Here is a 19584-nt window from a genome sequence, read left to right on the forward strand (position 1 = left end):
ACAAGCGCTTTACGACGCGTCGCCGGCCGAGCCCCTCGGGAAGGACACCTCCACACGGCGGTTCTTGCGGCGGCCCTGCTCCGAGGTGTTGTCGGCGATCGGGTAGTCCTCGCTGTAGCCCCGCACCTCGAACGTGATGTCCGTGTCCGACGAACCGAGCGCGGCGGCCAGCCGGTCGTGGACCTGCTCCGCGCGGTTCTTCGACAGGCTCAGACCGTGCGCGTACGAGCCGAGGTTGTCGGTGAAGCCGAAGACGCGGACGGTGGTGGCCTTCTGTGCCTTGATCTCGTCCGCGATCGCCTGGATACGGGACTGGGCGTCCGGGTTCAGTTTCGAGCTGTCCTTCGGGAAGAGGACCTCGGCCTGGAGCGCGAACGTCACATCCGCGTTGGTGTCCTCCCGGCGCTCCTCGCCTCCCAGGTCCTCGACGACCGACTTGATGTCCAGCACCTTGGCGCCCGCGAGCGTGGCACCGTCGGCCAGCTTGAGCCCGGGACTGTTGGCGTCGACGTCCGGGGGTGGGGACGTGGTGACGCTGCCGGGTGGGGCGCTGGGGTCGTCGTCGGCGTGGGCGGGGCCCCCGGCAAGGATCAGGGTGGCCAGCACGGCCAGCGCCGTGAAGGTATGGGCGCTGCGAGGGGTGGCGGCCATGGCTACTCACCCTCGGAGAGGTCGACGGAGGTCGGGGGCAGGGCACCGACCTGGAAGCTGACCGTGTCCGTGCCGTCCGGCGGAGCGGGGAACTGAGCGAACCACGATGCCGTGTCTCCGGGCCTCAGGCGCGAGAACTTCGTGCAGAGGCACCGCCCCGATGTGTCCCGCAGGACGAGGTACTTCTTCTTGCCCTTCTCGTCGACGAGGCTCGCGCCGGAGAGAGAACCGCCGTTGCCCGCCAACTCCGTCTCGTTGCTCTGCCAGTCGGCGCCGAGCCAGGAACTGCTTCCGCCGTTGGTGACCTGTCCCGCCACCGTCACAAAACCGCCCTGATCGCGCTGGGCGGAGTTGATGGTCACGGTGATGTCGCCGTCCTTCGCCGTCGCCAGGACCTTGTCGGCGGAAGGCGTCGACGACTCCTTGCTCCCACCGTCGTCCTGACTGGCGGTGGGCGACGAAGCGGCGGAACTCTCATTCGACTTGTCGTCGCCGCCGCTTCCACCGCAGCCGGCCACCGTGAGGAGCAGCCCAGTCGTGATCGCCACCGCGGTCATTGCCCTGCGGCCCATCATGGCGTGCCGGAGATCCATTGGTACGGCTTCCTCTCACTCGGCCAGATGCACAGAGAACAGCACATTCGCGTCCGGCAGGTCGTCCGGATTGAAATCTCCGGGGTCGATGTTCACGATCTGCCCGTCGCAGTCCAGCTCGACGGGTTTCGTGGGGTCCGTGTCCGGGGCGAAGTCGCAGCGCGGTTGGATGACAGCCACGGCGTGAGCCTCTGCGTGCTTGTTCTCGGTGCCAGGAATGATCGAGTCGCCGACGGTGTAGTTCGTCCGGATGCCGACCCGGTAGCCGGGAAACCCGTCCGAGACTGTGGGCTGTGCACCCCCCTGAACGGTCGAGTCGTTCTCGGAGGCCAGCTGTTGGGCGGCTGCCGTGGCTCCCACTCCCCGTGGCCCCTGGAGTCCGGTCAGCCAGTCCAGCCAGTCGTCGTCCTGACCCACAGCGGCCTTCAGACCGTCCATCAGTTCATCGCGTGCGTCCTGGGCGGCGGCCAACGCAGAAGCGTCCGCCGCGGTTTGAGCTCCATTGCGGGCGGACGCTGCTTGGGCGAAGGCGAAGAAGGCGAACGCGGCGAAGAGCAGAATCCCCGTCAGCCAGATGTAGATCGGGAGAGTCTGCCCTCGGTCACCGCGGAGGAGGGGCGGGGTCAGCCGCCGCCGATCACCCGGTCCACCGCGTCGCCGATCGCACCGGAGATCAGACCGTCGAGTCCCAACTGGTCGATCAACGTGAAGATCCCCGCAATGATGATCATCAACCCCGCGTACTCCACGAACCCCGCTCCCGCGTCCCGGTTCGTGTCCCGCATGCGGGAGATCACGGTTCGTGTCCACATGGCGAACCTGCTCATCAGCACTGCCCTCCCACCCGACGCCACTAACGACCCGTGCACCGTACGTGAGAAGGCCCTTACTCCGGGTGGGCCCAGGGGCCCAACTTCCGGTCCGGGGAGTCATCGGCCCCACCCCTCGCGGGCCGTGCCCAGCCAGTGGGCGATCGCTTCACTGCGCGAAGAACTGTGCAGCTTCGCGAAGATGCGGTTGATGTGGTTCTTGACGGTCTTCTCGGTGATGAAGCAGGTGGCGGCGATCTGACGGTTGTTCATGCCTGCGGCGATGAGGTCCATCACCTCCACCTCCCTTGAACTCAGGCCGAAATCAGTGCGGTTGGGGGCGCGGCGATGAAGTCCCGCCGTCACTGCGGGCCGAGCCTCCGACGACTGTGACACAGATGGTTGCAGGTGCGAAGAGAATGGCTCTGGTTGGTAGGAAACTCCGAGTGGATCCGGGACAGCGGAGCGGCCGTCGCGCACATCCCGTACGGCGGAGATCAGTTCGGCCGCCGTGAACTCGCCATGGACGAGGTAGCCGGCCGCGCCCTTGCGCAGGGCCTCCGCCACCACCTCGGGTTCGCGGCTGTAGGTGAGCATCATGACCGGGGCGATCCTGGTCAGCCGGGGCAGGGCGGTGAGGCCGTCGGTGCCGGGCATGCGGACGTCGAGGAGGACCACGTCGGGTGCGTGGCGCAGGGCGCAGGCGAGCGCCTCCTCGCCGTCCCGGGCCGCCGCGACCACCACGGTGTCGGGGTGCGCCTCCAGCAGGGCGGTCAGTCCGGCCCGTACGACCGGGTTGTCGTCGGCAACGAGGACGCGCAGGGGCGGGCCGGGAAGTGCCTGGTCAGGCATGTGCGGCCTCCTCTTGGTCGGTGGGGGCCGCGAGGCGTGCGGCCCCGCGGAGAGGGACGGTGAGACGGATCTCGGCGCCGCCCTGCGGTGCTCGGTCCAGCGCCAGCCGGCCGCCGACGCAGGCGGCGCGTTCCGTCATGCCGAGCAGGCCGAAATGGCCGGATCTCGTCCAGGTGGCGAGCATGGCCGGGGTGGCGGCCTCGGGGAGGCCCGCTCCGTCGTCCAGGACCCGTACCGAGAACTCGTCCTCGGCCACGGCCAGTTCGACGGCGGCCCGGGTGGCGCCCGCGTGGCGGTGGGTGTTCTCCAGTGCCTCGGACACGATCGCGAGGACGTGGTGGGCCGCCGCGCAGGGCAGGACCGGCGTCGCGCCCCGGTGGCGCACGGGGGTGGGGATACGGGTCCGGTTCTGGAAGTCGGCAGCCAGAGCCCGGAGTTCGGGCAGGAGGTCGGTGTCCGGGGCCGTGAGATCGGTGTGGCGGCGCAGGTCCGACAGGAGGGTGCGGGACTCGGTGGCGGCGCGGCGCGCAGCGCCGGCCACCACGGTCGCCTGACGTCGCAGTGCCTCGGGGTCCGCGGCGTCGGCGGAGGCGGCGAGGGCGTCCGCGGCGAGGGCGAGACCGTGCAGGGTCTTGGCCACCGAGTCGTGCATCTCGCGTGCCAGGCGGGCCCGTTCGGACTCGACGGCCTCGGCGACGGCGAGCCTGCTGGTCGCCTCCGACAGGGCCTGGCTGGCCGTGCCGAAGCGGAACATCAGGTTGCGCAGGGTGACGCCGACGATGCCGGCGCCGACGCAGAACCCCGCGACGAGCAGGGTGTTGGCGCCGGCTCCGGGCCGGTGTTCCCAGGCCCGGAACACCGTGAGGAGCACGACGAACTGGAGGCCGGTGAAGACGCCCGCGCCACGCCAGCCGTAGAGGAGGCCGGAGAGGAGCGGCGTGCAGACCGTGGCGTAGGCGAGGGGGGAGGCCGGGGACGCGGTGAGGAGCAGGATCGCGCCGAAGCTGAGGTCCAGGGCCATCAGGCTCGGGTGGGCGAGGAGGCGGGGTCCGAAGCGCTCCCAGTCGCGGAGCATGGCGTAGGAGCCCATGACGCCGAGGACGGCGGCGGCGAGGACGGCGTAGCGCGCGAGGCCGTCGGCCGCGTTCGTCATCGCGAAGGGGGCGCCGACGGCGATGGCGGCGAGGCGGACGCCGAAGGCCTGGCGGCACAGTGCCTGGAGGGCGTTGAGCTGGAGGCGGACGCCGCCGGGCGCGGGGACGTCGTCGGCGAGGTAGCCGGTGCCCCGCGCGCGGTTGCGTCCGGGGCGGGCGAGCGGACCGGGCGTGTGCGGGCGGGCGGTCCGCGCGAGGCGGTGCAGGATGCCGTCCATCAGCGCCCCAGGATCGAGCCGAAGTTCGTCCCCGAGCCCAGGAACATGCCGGTGGCGATGAGGATCATCGTCGCGGGGAGCATGAAGACGAGGGTGACCATGGTCGCCTTGGGGATGGTCTTGGCGGCACGGCGGCGGGCGTTCTGGGCGTCCGTGCGGCGCATGTCGGTGGCGAGCTGGATGAGCGTCTCGGCGATCGGTGAGCCGAGCTCCTCGCCCTGCTGGAGGGCCGAGACGAACTGGGCGACCTGCTCGGAGGAGTTGCGCCGGCGGAGTTCGTCGAAGGCCTGGCGGCGGCTGACGCCCATGTCCATCTGGCGCAGGGTGATGCGCAGTTCGTCGGCCCAGGGGCCCTCGTACTTCTCGGCGACGCGGTCGAGTGCCTGGCGGAAGCCGAGGCCCGCGGAGACGACGACGGCGAGGACGTCCAGGAAGTCGGGCAGCGTGCGGTCGATGACGTCCTTGCGTTCCCGGACCGCCTGCCAGATCAGGGCGTCCGCGGCGACCAGCCCGAAGGCCAGGGTGAGCACGGCGAACAGGAGCTGGCCGTTGGAGAGGAAGACCAGACCGAGGACGACGCCGAAGATGCCGTACACCGCGCGGCGGGCCGCGTAGCGGTTGAGCGTCAGGCCGCCGGGGTTGCCCGCCATGTCGATGCGGCGGCGTTTGGCGTCCACCCGGCGCGGGCCCATCAGGCGCAGCACGGTCGGCGCGAAGCGCATGCCGAGGCGGTCGACGGCCGAGTCCGCGGTGGAGACGCGGGTGCCGCCGACCTCCAGGGCGAGCTGGAGGTCGCTGGGGAGCTTGGCGTCGGCGCGGATCATCCGGACGCCCAGGAGGACGCCGGCGACGGCCGCGCCCATCAGGACGGCGAGCAGCAGCGGCAGCATGGTGACCCCTCCCTACACTTCGATCTTGCCGAGGCGGCGGATGACGAAGAAGCCCACGGTGTAGAGGCCGAGGGCCAGCAGGACGAGGCCCTGGCCGAGCGGGGAGCCGGTGACGCGAGCGAGGGCCCCCTCGTTCGAGGAGTTGATCAGGACCAGGGAGCCGATACCGAGGAACGGGACGGTGAAGGCGGTCGCGTTGACCTCGGAGAGCATGGTGCGGACCTCGCGCCGGGTCTCCTTGCGGTCCTCCAGGGTCTGGGTCAGGTTGCGCAGGGAGTTGACCACGGAGCCGCCCGCCTTGTTCGCGAGGACCAGCGTGGTGACGAGGACGATCAGTTCGCGGGACGGCAGCCGCTCGGACAGTTCGCCGAGCGCGTCGTCGATGGTCCGCCCCAGCATCAGCTGGTCCGCCACGTGGGCGAGTTCCTCGCCCGCCGGGGCCTCCAGCTCCTCGGCGGCCATGGCGAGCGCGGTGCGCAGGGCGAGACCGGCCGCCGTGGCGTTCGCCAGCAGGCGTGCCACGTCGGGGAGTTGGTTGATGAAGGCCTCGATGCGTTTCTGGCGCTGCCAGTTGAGGAAGATGGCCGCGCTCCACACCCCGAGGAGGGCGGCGATCGGGCCGAAGAAGGGGGCGAGGGTGGCGGCGGCGATCAGCCAGAGGGCGACGACCACGGCGGTGACGTAGGTGAAGAACTCCCCCGCGGTGATGTCGAGTCCGGTGGCCGAGAGGCGCAGGTGGATCGTGCGGCCGAGCCGGGTGCGGCGCAGCCTGCGGTCCACGCCCGCGAAGTGCCGGACACGGCCGGCGCCGGAGCGCGGCGGGCCGGTGCCGGAGAGGCGGTCGACGAGCGCCCGGCGCTGGGCGCGGCCCGAGGCGTAGGTGTGCACGCCCGCGACGGCGAGTGTGCCGCACAGGACGGTTCCGCCGAGGGCGAGGAGGGCGGGGTCGTTCATGGCAGCCTCCCTTCGGAGGTGGGCGGCGTCATCCGATGGCCTGCCGGGTGGGGAGGAGGTCGATGGCCTCGGCGACGCCGAAGGCGGGCGGCAGCGGCTCGTTGGCGACGTACAGCTTCTCCGCGACCGAGCGGGGCAGCGGGAGGTGCTCGAAGTGGCCCCGGACGACGCGGTCGGGGCCGACGGGGCGGGGCACGAACCGGGTGACGGGGCTGACGCGGAACTGTTCGCGGCCGTGCGAGACGAGCAGGGCGATCTCGGTGACCTTGCGGGAGCCGTCGGCGTGCCGGGAGAGCTGGACGACGACTTCGACGGCGGAGTTGATCTGGTCCTTCAGCGCCTCGAAGGGGATCTGCACCTCGGACATGGAGCCGAGGGTCTGCAGACGCATGAGGGCGTCCTCGGCGGAGTTCGCGTGCACGGTGGCGAGCGAGCCGTCGTGGCCGGTGGACATGGCCTGGAGCATGTCGAGGGTCTCGCCGCCGCGGACCTCGCCGACGATGATCCGGTCGGGGCGCATGCGCAGGGAGTTGCGGACCAGGTCGCGGATGGTGATCTGGCCCTTGCCCTCCACGTTCGGGGGCCGCGACTCCAGGCGGATGACGTGCTCCTGCTGGAGCTGGAGTTCGGCGGAGTCCTCGATGGTGATGATGCGCTCGTGGGACGGGATCAGTCCGGACAGCGCGTTCAGCAGGGTGGTCTTGCCGCTGCCGGTGCCGCCGCTGACGATGACGTTGAACCGGGCCCGGACGAAGGCCGCGAGGAGCATGAGCATCTGCTCGTCGAGGGAGCCGAGGCCGATCAGTTCGGGGAGCGTGTAGGCGCGCGGGAAGCGGCGGATGGTGAGGGTGGGGCCGGTCAGGGCGAGCGGCGGGATGATGACGTTGACGCGCTCGCCGGTGGGCAGCCGGGCGTCGACCATCGGGTTGGACTCGTCGACGCGGCGGTTGACCGTCGAGACGATGCGTTCGATGGTCTGCATGAGCTGCTCGTTCGACGCGAAGCGCAGCGGCAGCTGTTCGACGCGGCCGGCCCGCTCGACGAAGATCGAGTCGGGGCCGTTGACCATGATCTCGGTGATCGAGGCGTCCGCGAGGAGCGGTTCGAGGACGCCGAGTCCGAGGGCCTCGTCGACGACCCGGCGGATCAGCTGGGAGCGTTCGGCGGAGGACAGGACCGGGCCCTCGCGGCTGATGATGTGGCCGAGGACGCGTTCGAGGCGGACGCGGCGTTCGGCCGCGGCCAGGCTGGACATCTCCGCGAGGTCGATCTCCTCGAGGAGTTTCGCGCGGTAGACGGCGACGAGGTGTCCGTCCTCACGGGCGGGTCCCCCCTCGTCGGGGGTCGCGATGCGGGAACGCAGGCTCATGGTGTCGGCTCCTCCCGGTCAGTCGTCGGTGGGCATGGTGGCCTTGCGGGACAGGTCGTAGCCGCCGAAGAGCGGGATGACGCCCGGGACGTGGACGGTGACGGTCGCGGTGGTGAGGTCGGCCCCCTGGGCGGGCGCGACCTGCGGGTCGAGCCAGCCGCTGACGGCGGCCTGTCCCGCCGCGGCGCCGTCGCCGCCCTGGGAGGCGACGCGCGCGGCGGCCCGTGCCCCGGAGCCGGCCTGGTTCGCGCCGTACCCGATGAGGCCGAGCTGGATCGTCGCCATGCCGATGAGCAGCAGGATGGGCAGGAATCCGGTGAACTCCAGGATGGAGACGCCCCGGTCGTCCCGCAGGCGGCGGGTGACGCGGCGGGCACGGAGACGGGTGGCCGCGGCCGGGGGGCCGCCGGTGCCCGGCGCCGGGGCCGGGCAACGGGCGCCCGGCGTCAGGACGGCGTGCGTCGCCGGGACGGCGGGGGCGCTCCCGGCACGGCGGGCTCCGGTGGCGCGGAGCCGGCCGGCGGCCCGACGGGCGGCCGGCGTACGGGCGCTCCCGACCCGGCGGCCGCCGCCGCGCGGCGCTCCGGTCGGATCGGTGCACCCCGGTTCGCGGCGCCGGAGTCCGAGGCGGAAGCCCGGCAGGAGGACCGGTGGCCGTCGCAGGAACGTCCTCATCCGTCGTCCCCTTCCAGTGCCGCGCCCGCCGTGCCCTTCACGTGGAAACCCGCGTCGAAGCCGGGGAAGAACAGGGGGACGTCGACCTCGACGGTGGCCTTCATGACCGAGCCGGCCGGGGCGCAGCCGATGCCCGCGCCCTGCCAGGCGCCGGGGAGGTGCTTGCTGCCCGCCGCCGCGCAGGCGCCGCCGACGTCGCCGTTCACCGCGTACGCGGCGGTCGCGGCCCGTGCCGCCTCGTCGGCCGCGTTCCCGGCGAGGGAGTACGAGTAGCCGTACAGCACGCACTGCCACAGGATCGTCATGACGACGAGCAGCAGCGGGAACATCCCGGCGAACTCGAGGGTGACGGCTCCCCGGTCGCCGCCCCTGCGGCGCAGGCCGATCGCGCCCCGGTCGGCCACCGGTGCCTTGCGCCGTCGGCCGCCGGCCCCGCCCTCCTGCGCAACCACGAGGCCCAGCTCGCCGGCCAGGGTCCACTGGGCCTGCTTGACGGTCGAGCGGGCGTCCAGGTCCTGGAGCCGGCCCGCGTCGACGACGGCCTGGAGTTCCTTGAAGGCGGCGGGGACGGAGGTGCGGGCGACCTTGGTGCCGGTGACGCGTTCGACGAGGGACGGCTGGATCTCCGTACCGCGGGCGAAGCGGTTGACGACCGTGGTGGTCTCCTCCGCCTTGCGGATCTGGAGGCGGTCCCACATCCGGACCATGCGCTTGGCCGCGCGGACGGCGACGACGTCGGGGGTGACCAGCAGCAGGGCCACATCGGCCAGTTCGACGGCGGCGGCGGTCGCCGAGTTCATCTGGGAGCCGCAGTCGACGACCACCACGTCGTGGCGGGAGCGGAGCGCGCCGAGGACCTGGCGGGTCACCCGGTCGGTGACCTCCTCGCCGCGTTCGCCCTCGGCGGGGGCGAGCAGCAGGGCGACGCCGCTGTCGTGGGTGTAGACGGCGTCCTGGAGGACGCGCGGGTTGATGTCGGTGATGGCGGCGAGGTCGGCCACCGAGCGGCGGAACTGCACGTCGAGGTAGGAGGCCACGTCGCCGGACTGGAGGTCGAGGTCGAGCAGGGCGACGTTGCGGCCGGACGCCTGCGCCGCGAGGGCGAGTTGGACGGCGGTGACGGTCGCGCCGACACCGCCCTTGGCGCCGGTCACGGTGACGACGGTGCCGCCGGGGCCCGTGTACAGGGCGGGTGCGCCGCTGTGCAGGTGGCGGCGCATGCCGGCGGACCAGGAGGCGGCTGCCTGGACGCGTTCGGCGAGGGCGTCGTAGCCGAGGGGAAGGCCGATGATGCCGCGGGCGCCGGAGTCCATGGCGGCGGTCAGGACGCCGGTGCTGGTGTCGGCGGTGATGAGGACGACACCGACGGCGGGGAAGCGCATCACGAGGTCGCGGATCAGGTCCAACGCCGGTACGGGGCCGATGCGTTCGTGGACGAGGACCACTTCGGGCAGTTCGTCCAGGGACTCGGCGGCCAGCCGTGCCAGCGTGTCGAGCAGGGCCGTGGAGTCGGGGACCGGCGGGGCGGGTTCGGCGTCGGCGAGCTGGCTCAGCAGGGTGGTGAGGGCGCGGGCCGAGTCGATGTCGCCGACGGCGGAGAGGATGCGGACGGTCATCGGCCCAGCTCCTCGTGGGCGTGTGGCGCCGCGGGCCGCCGGGCCCGCGCGGCACGCGTGCGCGGTACCGGCCTCGGGTCCCGGCCGGTACGTGGGGGCCTCGGGCGGGGACTCCGGCAGCGCCCCGTGGGCATGGACCTCATGCGCGGCCTCCTACTTGTCCTCGTCGAGGGTGTACGTACGGTCGCCGGGCGCGACGGCCGCGTCGGAGCCTCCCGCGACCAGGGCGAGCCGGACGTGTTCGGCGAACGACTCCGCGTAGGCGACGCGTTGGGCGTCGGCGGTGCCGAGGGCGAAGGTGATGGGGACGGCCTGGTTGGCGTTGTTGCGCCGGTCGGAGCTGGACTGGCCGGGGTCGAGCGCGGTGAGTTTGCCGACGTCGATGACGCGGGCGTTCTCGACGATCACCTTGGACTGGTCGACGCCCTTGTCGTTCTCGGCCTTGAAGGTGGCGTAGATGTTCACCCGCGAGCCGGGGTTGATCTTGCCCGCGACACCGGTCGCCGCGTCGATCATGATGGCGATCTCCTGCTGCCCCGCGGCCAGCCGGGGCCGCTCGACGATCATGTCGGCCTGGAGCAGCGAGCCCTTCTCCAGCTGGGTGACGGCGATCTTGCCGCGGATCTGGGAGAGGCTGGTGACGGCGGTGGACGACAGCCATCGCTCGGGCATCGAGATCTTCTCGAACTGGTCGGCCGTCAGCTCCTTGTAGGGAGCGATGTCGTCCTTCAGGCGGTACGCCGTGACCTCCGGGCCGACCTTGGAGTTCACGTCGCGGATCACCGAGAGGACTCCGGCGAAGGCGCCGAGGGCGCACAGGACCGAGAGGACCAGCAGGATGACGCCGCGGCGCTGGCGCGAGTTCACTGAATCTCACCTCGTGGAGCGGGACCGGGGACGGGACCGAGCTGTCTGTTCTGCCAAGGTGCCGGGGGGTGTGCCCCGGGGTGGTGCAGCATGCTCCGGACAACCTCGATCTGCGGGGGACGGCGGGTCGTGCGGTGGCGCCTGGTGCTGTTCGGATGTGGCCGGTGATGCCGGGGCCTAGGTGGCACCCCGGGGCAGTGCGCGTACCGAGGAGGCTGCCCGGACGACGGTGGCCGGAAGCTCCTGCGCGGCGGACGGTGGCAGCGGTGCGGCGCAGAACCCGCAGCGGTCACCGATGAGTTCGAGGCCGCACCAGTGGCACTGCTCCCGCCGGACGGACGAGACGAGCTGGTAGAGCACGGAGACGTCGTACAGCCCGGCGGCGAACTCGACGAGGCGTGACGTCCCCCACCAGCGGGCCGATGCGGCGGGCAGCGGGACGGTCGCGGCGCTCTGGACGCGCCAGGCGGGGGCGAGGGTCTCGGTGACCCACTCGGAGGGGGCCTGCCCCGCCGCCGAGAGCAGCCGGGTGCCGAACTCCGGGCCGGAAAGGTCCTGTTGGCCGACTCGGACGATCTCGGGGCGCGGGTTGGCGAGGACCGCGAACTGGGCGCCCGGCACCCACGACTTGGCGTGCGAGCCGAGGGTGACCGGGACGCGGTCGAGCTTGGCGACCGAACCGAGCAGGGCGCCCGCGTAGATGTAGTGCGCGAGCAGCCGGGCGGCGGAGGCCAGCACGCCGGGGCTGAAGTCGCAGACGGACAGCTGGCGCAACTGCTGTGCGAGCAGGGCGATTCCGAGCGGCGGGAGGTCGAGGCCGAGCAGCGCGATGCGGTCGCTCTCCAGGACGGAGCGGACCGTGCGCAGCCGCTGGGTGACGGGCCCCTCGACGGAGGAGGGGTACAGCGCGATCACGTATCCGTGCTGCTCGATGAGGGCGTGCATCCCGGTGAGGGAGGCCTCCAGGGTGTCCAGGGGCTGGACGACCGCGGGCGGGGTCTGCCGGTCGTGCGGTGGGAGCACCAGGTCGGGACTGGTGACGGCTATCGCGGTCGGCACGCTGCACACACCCCGTTCGCTGCGGCGGGGTGGTCAACCACCGCCTCAGATCGCCCCTTTTATCGCCATGGAGCATCACGGACGACCTCGAACGGCCTCAGATCGTCACGGTGACGTCCTCTTGCATCAGCACCATATCCACGGCATGGCCCGCTCAACACCGAATCAGCGAGATCATCTCACCGAAGGTGCGGAAGTGATCAACGGAGAGTAAGACGCGCGTGGGGCAACTCAAGTCCCTGACAGGGGTGTTGGGCGCTCCAGAGGTCTTGACAACCGGATTGGTCTGGACCAACTTGTATCCACCGGCGGTGGCCACCGTTCCGATCCCCCTCCCCCACCTCTCCCCCGGAGGACCCAGTGGACCGCGTCACCAGAATGCCCAGGCGGAGATGGGCGGGCACCCTCGCCGCCGCCGTCACCGCATCCGTCCTCTCCCTCACCGGTCTGGCCGGCCAGGCCCAGGCCGCGGACGTCAACAACGCCAAGAACGGCGGCTACGAGTCCGGCCTCTCCAACTGGACGTGTTCGGCGGGCAGCGGCGCGACCGTCTCCTCGCCGGTGCACGGCGGCTCGGCGGCGCTGAAGGCCACGCCCGCCGGGCAGGACAACGCGCAGTGCACCCAGTCCGTGGCCGTCAAGCCCAACTCGACCTACACGCTGAGCGCGTGGGTGCAGGGCGGCTACTCCTACCTCGGCGCGACGGGCACGGGCACCACGGACGTGTCGACGTGGACGCCGGACTCCTCGTCCTGGAAGCAGCTGAAGACCACCTTCACCACGGGTTCCTCGACCACGTCCGTGACGGTCTACACGCACGGCTGGTACGGACAGGCCGCCTACTTCGCGGACGACCTCTCGGTGCTCGGCCCCGACGGCGGCGGTGGCGGTGACCCGGCTCCGACGGTCCCGGCGGCCCCCGGCGGCCTGGGCGTGTCCTCCACGACCTCCTCGTCCGTCTCCCTCGCCTGGAGCACGGTGTCGGGCGCGACCGGCTACAACGTCTACCAGGGCGGCTCCAAGGTCCAGTCGGTGACCGGGACCTCCGCGACCGTCTCGGGGCTCGCCGCCTCGACGTCGTACTCGTTCCAGGTGACGGCGACCAACGCGGCCGGTGAGTCGGTGAAGTCGTCGACGGTCACCGGGAAGACGGCCGCCACCTCCGGCGGTGGCGGAGGCGGCAACGTGCCCGCACACGCCGTGACCGGCTACTGGCAGAACTTCAACAACGGCGCGACCGTCCAGAAGCTCTCCGCCGTCCAGTCGCAGTACGACATCATCGCGGTCGCCTTCGCGGACGCCACGACCACGCCCGGCGCGGTCAGCTTCACCCTCGACTCGGCCGGCCTCGGCGGTTACACCGTCGACCAGTTCAAGGCCGACATCAAGGCCAAGCAGGCGGCGGGCAAGAAGGTCATCATCTCCATCGGCGGCCAGAACGGCACGATCTCGGTGAGCGACTCCGCGTCGGCCACCAACTTCGCCAACTCGGTCTACTCGCTGATGCAGACGTACGGCTTCGACGGCGTCGACATCGACCTGGAGAACGGTCTCAACGCGACCTACATGTCGCAGGCCCTGCGGTCCCTGTCCGCGAAGGCCGGCGCGTCCCTGGTCATCACGATGGCCCCGCAGACGATCGACATGCAGTCCACGTCGAACGGGTACTTCCAGACGGCGCTGAACATCAAGGACATCCTCACCGTCGTCAACATGCAGTACTACAACAGCGGTTCGATGCTCGGCTGCGACGGCAAGGTGTACTCGCAGGGCTCGGTCGACTTCCTGACGGCGCTCGCCTGCATCCAGCTCGAAGGCGGCCTCGCGCCCTCGCAGGTCGGCCTCGGTCTCCCCGCCTCCACCAGCGGCGCGGGCAGCGGCTACGTCTCCCCGTCCATCGTGAACAACGCCCTCGACTGCCTGGCCAAGGGCACCAACTGCGGTTCGTTCAAGCCCTCCAAGACCTACCCGGGTCTGCGCGGCGCGATGACCTGGTCCACCAACTGGGACGCGTCGGCGGGCAACGCCTGGTCGAACGCGGTCGGCCCGCACGTCCACGCGATGTAACCCCGCTCCCACCACCCGGCACCCCTGACGCACGGCCCTTCCCCTTCACCCCGTTCCCCGCATCCGCAGGGAGCGGGGTGAAACATTTCCGGGTCCCGGCGCATCAGTTAAGTGACGGCGTCGAGTTCACGGCCACCCGGGGGAGTCGGATGAGGAAGGTTCAGGGGGACGGGTACGCGGAGTTCGCGGGTGCCCGGGCGGGGCATCTGTACCGGTCCGCCTGTCTGCTGACCGGCGGGGACGTCCATCTGGCCGAGGATCTCGTGCAGGAGGCGCTCGGGCGGATGTACGTGAGCTGGGGGCGGGTGTCCCGCAGCGACAACCCGGCGGCGTACGCGCAGACCGTGCTGACCCGTACGTTCCTCGCGCACCGCCGGTTACGCAGCAGTTCGGAGCGCGCGACGGACGTGTTCCCCGACCTTCCCGACCCCGCCGGCGGCGGTGGCGACACACCGCTGCGGCTCACCCTCGTCGAGGCGCTGCGCGGGCTGCCGCCGAAGGACCGGGCCGTCGTCGTCCTGCGCTACTGGGAGGACCGCAGCGTCGAGGAGACGGCCGAGGTGATGCGCACCAGCTCGGCCGCCGTCCGCACCCGCAGCGTCCGGGCGCTGGCCCGGCTCCGCACGGTCCTGGGCGGCAGCCTCAGCGAGCACGTGGCGCCCTGAGGGGACCGTTCCCCCGTCCTTCCCCTCCCCCGCTCGCCCTTCTCCCCCCCCCTGCTTCCTCTCCTTCACCAGAAAGGGTGGTTCCCCATGCCCCTCGACGACTCTCCCGCCGACGACCTCTTCGAGGAGCGGCTCGGCAACGCCCTGCACCGGACCGGCAACGGGTTCGACCCCGACCGGCGCGCGCTGGCCGCGAAGGGCGAGGCACGGGGACGGCGGCTGCGGTCGCGGCGCCGGATCGCGGTGACCGGGAGCGTGGCCGGGCTCGCGCTCGTCGGGGTCGGCGGGGCGCTGCTGCTGCCCGGCACGGACGCCGGACGGGCCCCGGTGGCCGCGGCCACCTCGAAGTCCGGCACGGAGAAGCACAGCCGGATGTCGGCCGCCGACATGATCCGCGCCCTCGAAAGGACGCTCCCCAAGGGCAGGTTCAGCGAAGAGGCGGGCCGCCCCACGGATCATCCGCTGGGCCCGTACGCGTACGCCGTCTACGACGACGGACACGGCAAGACCGCGGTCTCGGTCGCGGTGAGCCTGGTGGACCCGGCGAGCCCGGAGGCCGGGGAGGCGGTCACCTGCCCGGACAGGAGCGCGGCGGGATACGACGCGTGCCACACGAGCACGCTCCGGGACGGCTCGCGCCTGATGATCTTCCAGGGCTACGAGTACCCGGACCGGCGCGCCGACACGAAGTACTGGTACGCCCAGCTCCTCACCCCGACCGGCCGGCAGGTCACCGTCTCCGAGTGGAACGCCGCCGCCGAGAAGGACAGCCCCGTCACCCGCCCGGAACCCCCGCTGTCGCCCGCCGGGTTGAAGCAGGCCGCGACGGCCGCCGTGTGGCGGACCGCGGCCGGCCTGATGCCGAAGCCGTCCGAACCGGCGGCGCCCACGACGACAGCACACCCGGCGGCCGACGGCGAGGCCGTCCTGGACCAGCTGGTCTCGCTCCTCCCCGCGGACGTCACCGTGACGTCGCGGGGGGCCGACGACCAGGAGTACGCCTGGGTGGTCGTCGACGACGGCAAGGGCCGCAGCCTGGTGCAGATCAACGTGCAGCCGAACATGGGCGACGTGGAGGGCCAGCTGTTCGGCGGCGCCGAGACCCTGCCCGACGGCACGAAGGTCGTCACGAAGAAGGCGCCCGGCGAGAAGGGCGGCGCCGGGGTGGTGATGTGGACCGCCGACACGATCCGGCCGGACGGGCTGCGCGTGGTGGTCTCCGCGTTCAACACCGACCGTCAGGACGCCGCGGCCACCCGGACGGCCCCGGCCCTGACGCTCTCCGAGCTGAAGGCGATCGCGACCGGCGCGCAGTGGTCGGGCCTGTCCTAGCGGACGTCTAGAGGAAGTCCGCCCACGGCTGGTCCCAGACCTGTTTGACGCACAGGACCAGGAACAGCACGCCCGCGATCACGAGCATGGAGTTGCTCAGCGGCCCGTTGCGCCATTCACGCGGTGTGCGGGAGGAGTTGAGGAGGCGGAGCAGGGTCAGGGCGAGGAAGGGCAGGAAGGCCGCGCCCAGCACCCCGTACAGGATGACCAGGCGGAACGGCTGGCCCTGGAAGACGAGGACGATCGGCGGGAAGGTCAGCCACAGGAGGTACCCGCGGAAGGCCCAGGACCGGTCGTGCCGGCCCGCCGCCACCTCCTCGGCCCCTTCCCCGCCGCCGCCGCGGTAGTGCGCGACGAAGTCCGCGAACATCAGGCTCACGCCGTGCCAGACCCCGATCAGCGAGGTGAACGAGGTGGCGAAGAACCCGATGAGGAAGAACTTCGCGGTCGCCGTGCCGTATTCGGCCGCCAGGATGTCACCGAGCTGGATCAGGCCCTTGTCGCCGCTCGCGATGGCCACGTGGGAGGAGTGGAGCATCTCCGCGCCGACGAAGAGCATCGCGATCACGAAGATGCCCGTGGTGGCGTAGGCGACACGGTTGTCGAGCCGCATGACCTTCATCCAGCCGGTGTCGGTCCAGCCCTTGGCGTTGACCCAGTAGCCGTAGGCGGCCAGCGTGATGGTGCCGCCGACCCCGCCGATCAGACCGAGGGTGTTGAGGACGGAGTCCTTCTCGTCGGGGAGGACGGGCAGCAGGCCGGCGAAGGCCTCCGGCAGGTTCGGCGTGACGCGGATCGCGAGGTACACCGTCACCACGAACATGACGCCCACCAGGACCGTCATGACCTTCTCGAAGACCGCGTACTTGTTGAACCAGACGAAGACGAGACCGACCAGCCCGCAGGCCACGCCCCACCAGGGGAGGCCCATGACGTGGGGGAACAGCGCCTGGAGGGGCAGCGCGCTCGACGACATCGCGGCGGCGCCGTAGACGAAGCCCCAGACGACCACGTAGACGACGAAGAAGTACGTGGTCCAGCGGCCGAGGCTCGCCCAGCCGTCGAAGAGGGTGCGGCCGGTGGACAGGTGCCAGCGGCCCGCCGCCTCGGCCAGCGAGATCTTGACGAGGCAGCCGATGACGGCGGCCCACAGCAGCGTGTAGCCGAAGCTGCTGCCCGCGATCAGCGTCGCGACGAGGTCCCCCGCCCCGACGCCGGTGGCCGCGACGACGATGCCGGGCCCGATGTACCTCCAACTGGACCTGCGGGGGCGGGAGACGGCCGGGCCGGTCTCCCCTGGCGCTGACGTGCCGGTGGTCTCCGTCATGCGGTTCAAGAAAGCGCAAAGGCGGGGGCGGGCACAAGGGCGCGTAGGCCGATCGCCACGCGATGTGCACAGCGCGGTACCAGAGCCCGCACCTCGGACGGCGCGCCCGGACCACCTTCCGGCGGCCCCCACCCGCGGCCGGTTCCCGTCACCCCTTCACGGGATGTCTTGACCTGCTCATGCCATAGCCGCACGATGAGCCCCACATCCGCACCGGCACGTCGCCATGAACCACCCCCCGCTCCACTCCACCATTCCGGGAAGACACCGGAATTCCAGGAGAATCCAGGAGATTTCATGCGACTTCGCACACGCGGCCGCGGCAGCCCCCACGGAGCGCGAAGAGGCGGACGGCGCACCGCCGCACTCGCCGTCCTCGCGGCCCTCGCCCTCGCGGCCCCCCTCACCGCCACCGCCACCGACGCCACCGCGAACGGCGCACGGACCCCCGCGTCCTCACCCGACGACATCCGCCAGTACGAGATCCACCAGGCCTCGACTCCGGTGTCCCGTACGGCGATCCAGCGATCGGGCGTCACCGTGGACGAGTCCGACGAGGAGACCGTCGTGGTCTCGGGCCGCGCCGACCAGATCACCGCGCTGCGCCGCCAGGGGTACACCGTCTCCCCGCTGGGCGCGGCACCCGACCGCGCCGCCGGAAGCGGCGGCACCCGCCTCTTCGACTTCCCGACGGCCGACGCGAAGTACCACAACTACGCCGAGGCGAACGCCGAGATCGACCAGCGGCTGGCGGCCTACCCGGCCATCATGAGCAAACGGGTGATCGGCCGGTCCTACCAGGGCCGCGACATCATCGCCGTCAAGGTCAGCGACAACGTCGGCACGGACGAGAACGAGCCCGAGGTCCTCCTCACCTTCCACCAGCACGCCCGCGAGCACCTCACGGTGGAGATGGCGCTGTATCTCCTGCGCGAACTCGGGGCCGGCTACGGCGGCGACGCGCGCGTGACGAGCATGGTGAACAACCGTGAGATCTGGATCGTCCCGGACCTCAACCCGGACGGCGGCGAGTACGACATCGCGACCGGCTCCTACCGCTCGTGGCGCAAGAACCGGCAGCCCAACTCCGGTTCCTCGTACGTCGGCACGGACCTGAACCGCAACTGGAACTACAAGTGGGGCTGCTGCGGCGGCTCTTCGGGCTCCACGTCCTCGGAGACCTACCGGGGCGCGTCCGCCGAGTCGGCGCCCGAGGTGAAGGTCGTCGCCGACTTCGTCCGCGGCCGGGTCGTCGGCGGCAAACAGCAGATCACCGCCGGGATCGACTTCCACACGTACAGCGAACTGGTGCTGTGGCCCTTCGGGTACACCTACTCGGACACCGCGACGGGCATGACGGCGGACGACCAGAACGCCTTCAGGACCGTCGGGCGGAAGATGGCCGCGAGCAACGGCTACACCGCCGAGCAGTCGAGCGACCTGTACATCACGGACGGCTCGATCGACGACTACCTGTGGGGCACCCAGAAGATCTTCGACTTCACCTTCGAGATGTATCCGACGTCCAGTTCGGGCGGCGGCTTCTACCCGCCGGACGAGGTCATCGAGCGCGAGACCTCACGCAACAGGGACGCGGTGCTCCAACTCCTGGAGAACGCCGACTGCATGTACCGGTCGATCGGCAAGGCGGCGCAGTACTGCGCCTAGGACACGGACCGGCCGACGGCCGGGGATCCGCGCGGCCGGTCTCACCGGGCGCGCGGATCCCCGTACCGGCTAACGGCTTTCGGCCTCGTCGGCGGGCTTCCCGGCGGACTTCGCCGCGGACTTGTCAGCGGTCTTCGGCTCGGAGTCCTTCACCTCGGAGTCCTTCACCACGGCATCCGTCGGCTCCGCCTCCGCCGCTTCCCGTTCGCCCTCGCCCTCGACGTCGACATCCGCTTCGGCTTCGGCTTCGGCGCCGTCCTCGAAGTACGTGTCCAGGACGGCGTCGAGCTGCTCCTCCCACTCCTTGAAGCGGGAGCGGGCCGCGGCCTCGATCTCGATGGGGTACCAACGGGCGTCCGGCGTGTGCACCGTGACGGTGAACCGCTTGCCGAAGCGGGGCGACTCCGTCTCCACCGCGCCGATCTCGTCCCAGCGGAACTCGGCCTCCTGGTCGTCCAGACGCAGGCGGACTCCGCCGTGGTCGGCTCTGATCGAGGCCCGCCGGTCGGAGGCCTCGAAGACCGGGCCCTCCGGTTCGGCGTCGGCCTCCTCGTCGGCCGCGGCCCCGGGCCCGGCGTCCTCGGCGTCCGCGTCCGGCGCCTCGTCGGACACCGCGTCGTCGGGGACCGCCGGGTCGGAGGCCGCCGCGGAGGGGGTCTCCTCCGCGGCCGCCTCCCCGGTCTCCTCGACCGCGTCCTCCGGTTCCGCGGGCACGGGTGACGTAAGCCCGGGGATGTACGCCGGGTTCACCGCGGCGGCGTCCAGGGGCTGGCTCTTCGAACCTATGCGCTGCTCCACAGCGCGAAGTATGGTCGAAG

At 71.3% G+C, this 19584-nt stretch carries 19 protein-coding genes; 4 read left to right on the forward strand and 15 right to left on the reverse strand.

The genetic code is table 11. The features are described 5' to 3' along the window. Positions 1–9 precede the first annotated feature (9 nt). The 13 genes from OG406_RS15590 to OG406_RS15650 form a co-directional block, all read right to left on the reverse strand. Complete coding sequence (locus OG406_RS15590) at positions 10–651, reverse strand: OmpA family protein (protein WP_164372022.1); 642 nt, start codon at positions 649–651, stop codon at positions 10–12. Positions 652–653: 2 nt separating this feature from the next. Continuing rightward, positions 654–1244: a hypothetical protein gene (locus tag OG406_RS15595; RefSeq protein ID WP_266847155.1), complete on the reverse strand. Its 591-nt coding sequence runs from the start codon at positions 1242–1244 to the stop codon at positions 654–656. Between the two features lie 15 nt (positions 1245–1259). Further along, the gene (locus OG406_RS15600) at positions 1260–1871 is read right to left on the reverse strand and encodes a pilus assembly protein TadG-related protein (protein WP_266849426.1); all 612 of its coding nucleotides are present in this window, start codon (positions 1869–1871) and stop codon (positions 1260–1262) included. Then, on the reverse strand, positions 1868–2071 hold the full coding sequence (locus tag OG406_RS15605) for a hypothetical protein (protein ID WP_164372020.1): 204 nt from the start codon (positions 2069–2071) through the stop codon (positions 1868–1870). Before OG406_RS15605 ends, OG406_RS15600 begins: the two co-directional genes overlap by 4 nt. Before the next feature lie 102 nt (positions 2072–2173). Next, positions 2174–2905, reverse strand: a complete 732-nt coding sequence (locus tag OG406_RS15610; protein WP_266847157.1) for a response regulator — start codon at positions 2903–2905, stop codon at positions 2174–2176. Then, positions 2898–4277, reverse strand: coding sequence for a sensor histidine kinase (locus OG406_RS15615; protein ID WP_329186251.1), 1380 nt, complete (start codon positions 4275–4277; stop codon positions 2898–2900). The genes OG406_RS15610 and OG406_RS15615 overlap by 8 nt, the downstream gene beginning before the upstream one ends. Beyond that, positions 4277–5167 carry a DUF5936 domain-containing protein gene (locus OG406_RS15620; protein ID WP_081219137.1) on the reverse strand — a complete coding sequence of 297 codons (891 nt, stop codon included), beginning with the start codon at positions 5165–5167 and terminating at the stop codon, positions 4277–4279. The genes OG406_RS15615 and OG406_RS15620 overlap by 1 nt, the downstream gene beginning before the upstream one ends. A gap of 12 nt (positions 5168–5179) precedes the next feature. Next, a complete protein-coding gene (locus OG406_RS15625; RefSeq protein WP_329186254.1) occupies positions 5180–6121 on the reverse strand; it encodes a type II secretion system F family protein in 942 nt (313 codons plus the stop codon). Between the two features lie 28 nt (positions 6122–6149). Beyond that, positions 6150–7490, reverse strand: a complete 1341-nt coding sequence (locus OG406_RS15630; protein WP_081219135.1) for a CpaF family protein — start codon at positions 7488–7490, stop codon at positions 6150–6152. An 18-nt stretch (positions 7491–7508) separates the two neighbouring features. Continuing rightward, entirely contained in the window at positions 7509–8165 is a 657-nt protein-coding gene (locus tag OG406_RS15635; protein ID WP_329186256.1) for a TadE family protein, read from the reverse strand. After that, a complete protein-coding gene (locus OG406_RS15640; RefSeq protein WP_266616152.1) occupies positions 8162–9781 on the reverse strand; it encodes an AAA family ATPase in 1620 nt (539 codons plus the stop codon). Before OG406_RS15640 ends, OG406_RS15635 begins: the two co-directional genes overlap by 4 nt. 153 nt (positions 9782–9934) lie before the next feature. Then, a complete protein-coding gene (gene cpaB, locus OG406_RS15645) occupies positions 9935–10648 on the reverse strand; it encodes a Flp pilus assembly protein CpaB (protein WP_081219132.1) in 714 nt (237 codons plus the stop codon). A gap of 177 nt (positions 10649–10825) precedes the next feature. Then, complete coding sequence (locus OG406_RS15650) at positions 10826–11707, reverse strand: hypothetical protein (RefSeq protein ID WP_329186260.1); 882 nt, start codon at positions 11705–11707, stop codon at positions 10826–10828. Positions 11708–12085: 378 nt separating this feature from the next. On the opposite strand from OG406_RS15650, the gene OG406_RS15655 reads away from it, so the two are divergent. From OG406_RS15655 to OG406_RS15665, 3 genes are all read left to right on the forward strand, one after another. Next, positions 12086–13774: a chitinase gene (locus OG406_RS15655; protein WP_164372403.1), complete on the forward strand. Its 1689-nt coding sequence runs from the start codon at positions 12086–12088 to the stop codon at positions 13772–13774. Between the two features lie 149 nt (positions 13775–13923). After that, the gene (locus OG406_RS15660; protein ID WP_164372402.1) at positions 13924–14439 is read left to right on the forward strand and encodes a SigE family RNA polymerase sigma factor; all 516 of its coding nucleotides are present in this window, start codon (positions 13924–13926) and stop codon (positions 14437–14439) included. Positions 14440–14526: 87 nt separating this feature from the next. Continuing rightward, entirely contained in the window at positions 14527–15771 is a 1245-nt protein-coding gene (locus OG406_RS15665; protein WP_266847173.1) for a hypothetical protein, read from the forward strand. A 7-nt stretch (positions 15772–15778) separates the two neighbouring features. Here OG406_RS15665 and OG406_RS15670 read toward each other — a convergent pair whose 3' ends face one another. Further along, positions 15779–17098 carry an Nramp family divalent metal transporter gene (locus OG406_RS15670; protein WP_267048412.1) on the reverse strand — a complete coding sequence of 440 codons (1320 nt, stop codon included), beginning with the start codon at positions 17096–17098 and terminating at the stop codon, positions 15779–15781. Positions 17099–17395: 297 nt separating this feature from the next. On the opposite strand from OG406_RS15670, the gene OG406_RS15675 reads away from it, so the two are divergent. Further along, positions 17396–18766, forward strand: a complete 1371-nt coding sequence (locus OG406_RS15675) for a M14 family metallopeptidase (RefSeq protein WP_164372399.1) — start codon at positions 17396–17398, stop codon at positions 18764–18766. Between the two features lie 69 nt (positions 18767–18835). Here the strand turns inward: OG406_RS15675 and OG406_RS15680 are convergent, their stop codons facing one another. Then, positions 18836–19564 carry a hypothetical protein gene (locus tag OG406_RS15680; protein ID WP_329186264.1) on the reverse strand — a complete coding sequence of 243 codons (729 nt, stop codon included), beginning with the start codon at positions 19562–19564 and terminating at the stop codon, positions 18836–18838. Positions 19565–19584 lie beyond the last annotated feature (20 nt).

Source organism: Streptomyces sp. NBC_01428 (genome assembly GCF_036231965.1).
In the GTDB taxonomy this organism is placed as follows: Bacteria; Actinomycetota; Actinomycetes; order Streptomycetales; family Streptomycetaceae; genus Streptomyces.

What these genes read in the sequence shown, in the direction of transcription:
- OG406_RS15590 (WP_164372022.1), bottom strand. Translation starts at nt 651, where the DNA reads ATGGCCGCCACCCCTCGCAGCGCCCATACCTTCACGGCGCTGGCCGTG.
- OG406_RS15665 (WP_266847173.1), top strand. Translation starts at nt 14,527, where the DNA reads ATGCCCCTCGACGACTCTCCCGCCGACGACCTCTTCGAGGAGCGGCTC.
- OG406_RS15670 (WP_267048412.1), bottom strand. Translation starts at nt 17,098, where the DNA reads ATGACGGAGACCACCGGCACGTCAGCGCCAGGGGAGACCGGCCCGGCC.
- OG406_RS15615 (WP_329186251.1), bottom strand. Translation starts at nt 4,277, where the DNA reads ATGGACGGCATCCTGCACCGCCTCGCGCGGACCGCCCGCCCGCACACG.
- OG406_RS15605 (WP_164372020.1), bottom strand. Translation starts at nt 2,071, where the DNA reads ATGAGCAGGTTCGCCATGTGGACACGAACCGTGATCTCCCGCATGCGG.
- OG406_RS15630 (WP_081219135.1), bottom strand. Translation starts at nt 7,490, where the DNA reads ATGAGCCTGCGTTCCCGCATCGCGACCCCCGACGAGGGGGGACCCGCC.
- OG406_RS15675 (WP_164372399.1), top strand. Translation starts at nt 17,396, where the DNA reads ATGCGACTTCGCACACGCGGCCGCGGCAGCCCCCACGGAGCGCGAAGA.
- OG406_RS15625 (WP_329186254.1), bottom strand. Translation starts at nt 6,121, where the DNA reads ATGAACGACCCCGCCCTCCTCGCCCTCGGCGGAACCGTCCTGTGCGGC.
- OG406_RS15595 (WP_266847155.1), bottom strand. Translation starts at nt 1,244, where the DNA reads ATGGATCTCCGGCACGCCATGATGGGCCGCAGGGCAATGACCGCGGTG.
- OG406_RS15660 (WP_164372402.1), top strand. Translation starts at nt 13,924, where the DNA reads ATGAGGAAGGTTCAGGGGGACGGGTACGCGGAGTTCGCGGGTGCCCGG.
- OG406_RS15620 (WP_081219137.1), bottom strand. Translation starts at nt 5,167, where the DNA reads ATGCTGCCGCTGCTGCTCGCCGTCCTGATGGGCGCGGCCGTCGCCGGC.
- OG406_RS15635 (WP_329186256.1), bottom strand. Translation starts at nt 8,165, where the DNA reads ATGAGGACGTTCCTGCGACGGCCACCGGTCCTCCTGCCGGGCTTCCGC.
- OG406_RS15610 (WP_266847157.1), bottom strand. Translation starts at nt 2,905, where the DNA reads ATGCCTGACCAGGCACTTCCCGGCCCGCCCCTGCGCGTCCTCGTTGCC.
- OG406_RS15655 (WP_164372403.1), top strand. Translation starts at nt 12,086, where the DNA reads ATGCCCAGGCGGAGATGGGCGGGCACCCTCGCCGCCGCCGTCACCGCA.
- OG406_RS15640 (WP_266616152.1), bottom strand. Translation starts at nt 9,781, where the DNA reads ATGACCGTCCGCATCCTCTCCGCCGTCGGCGACATCGACTCGGCCCGC.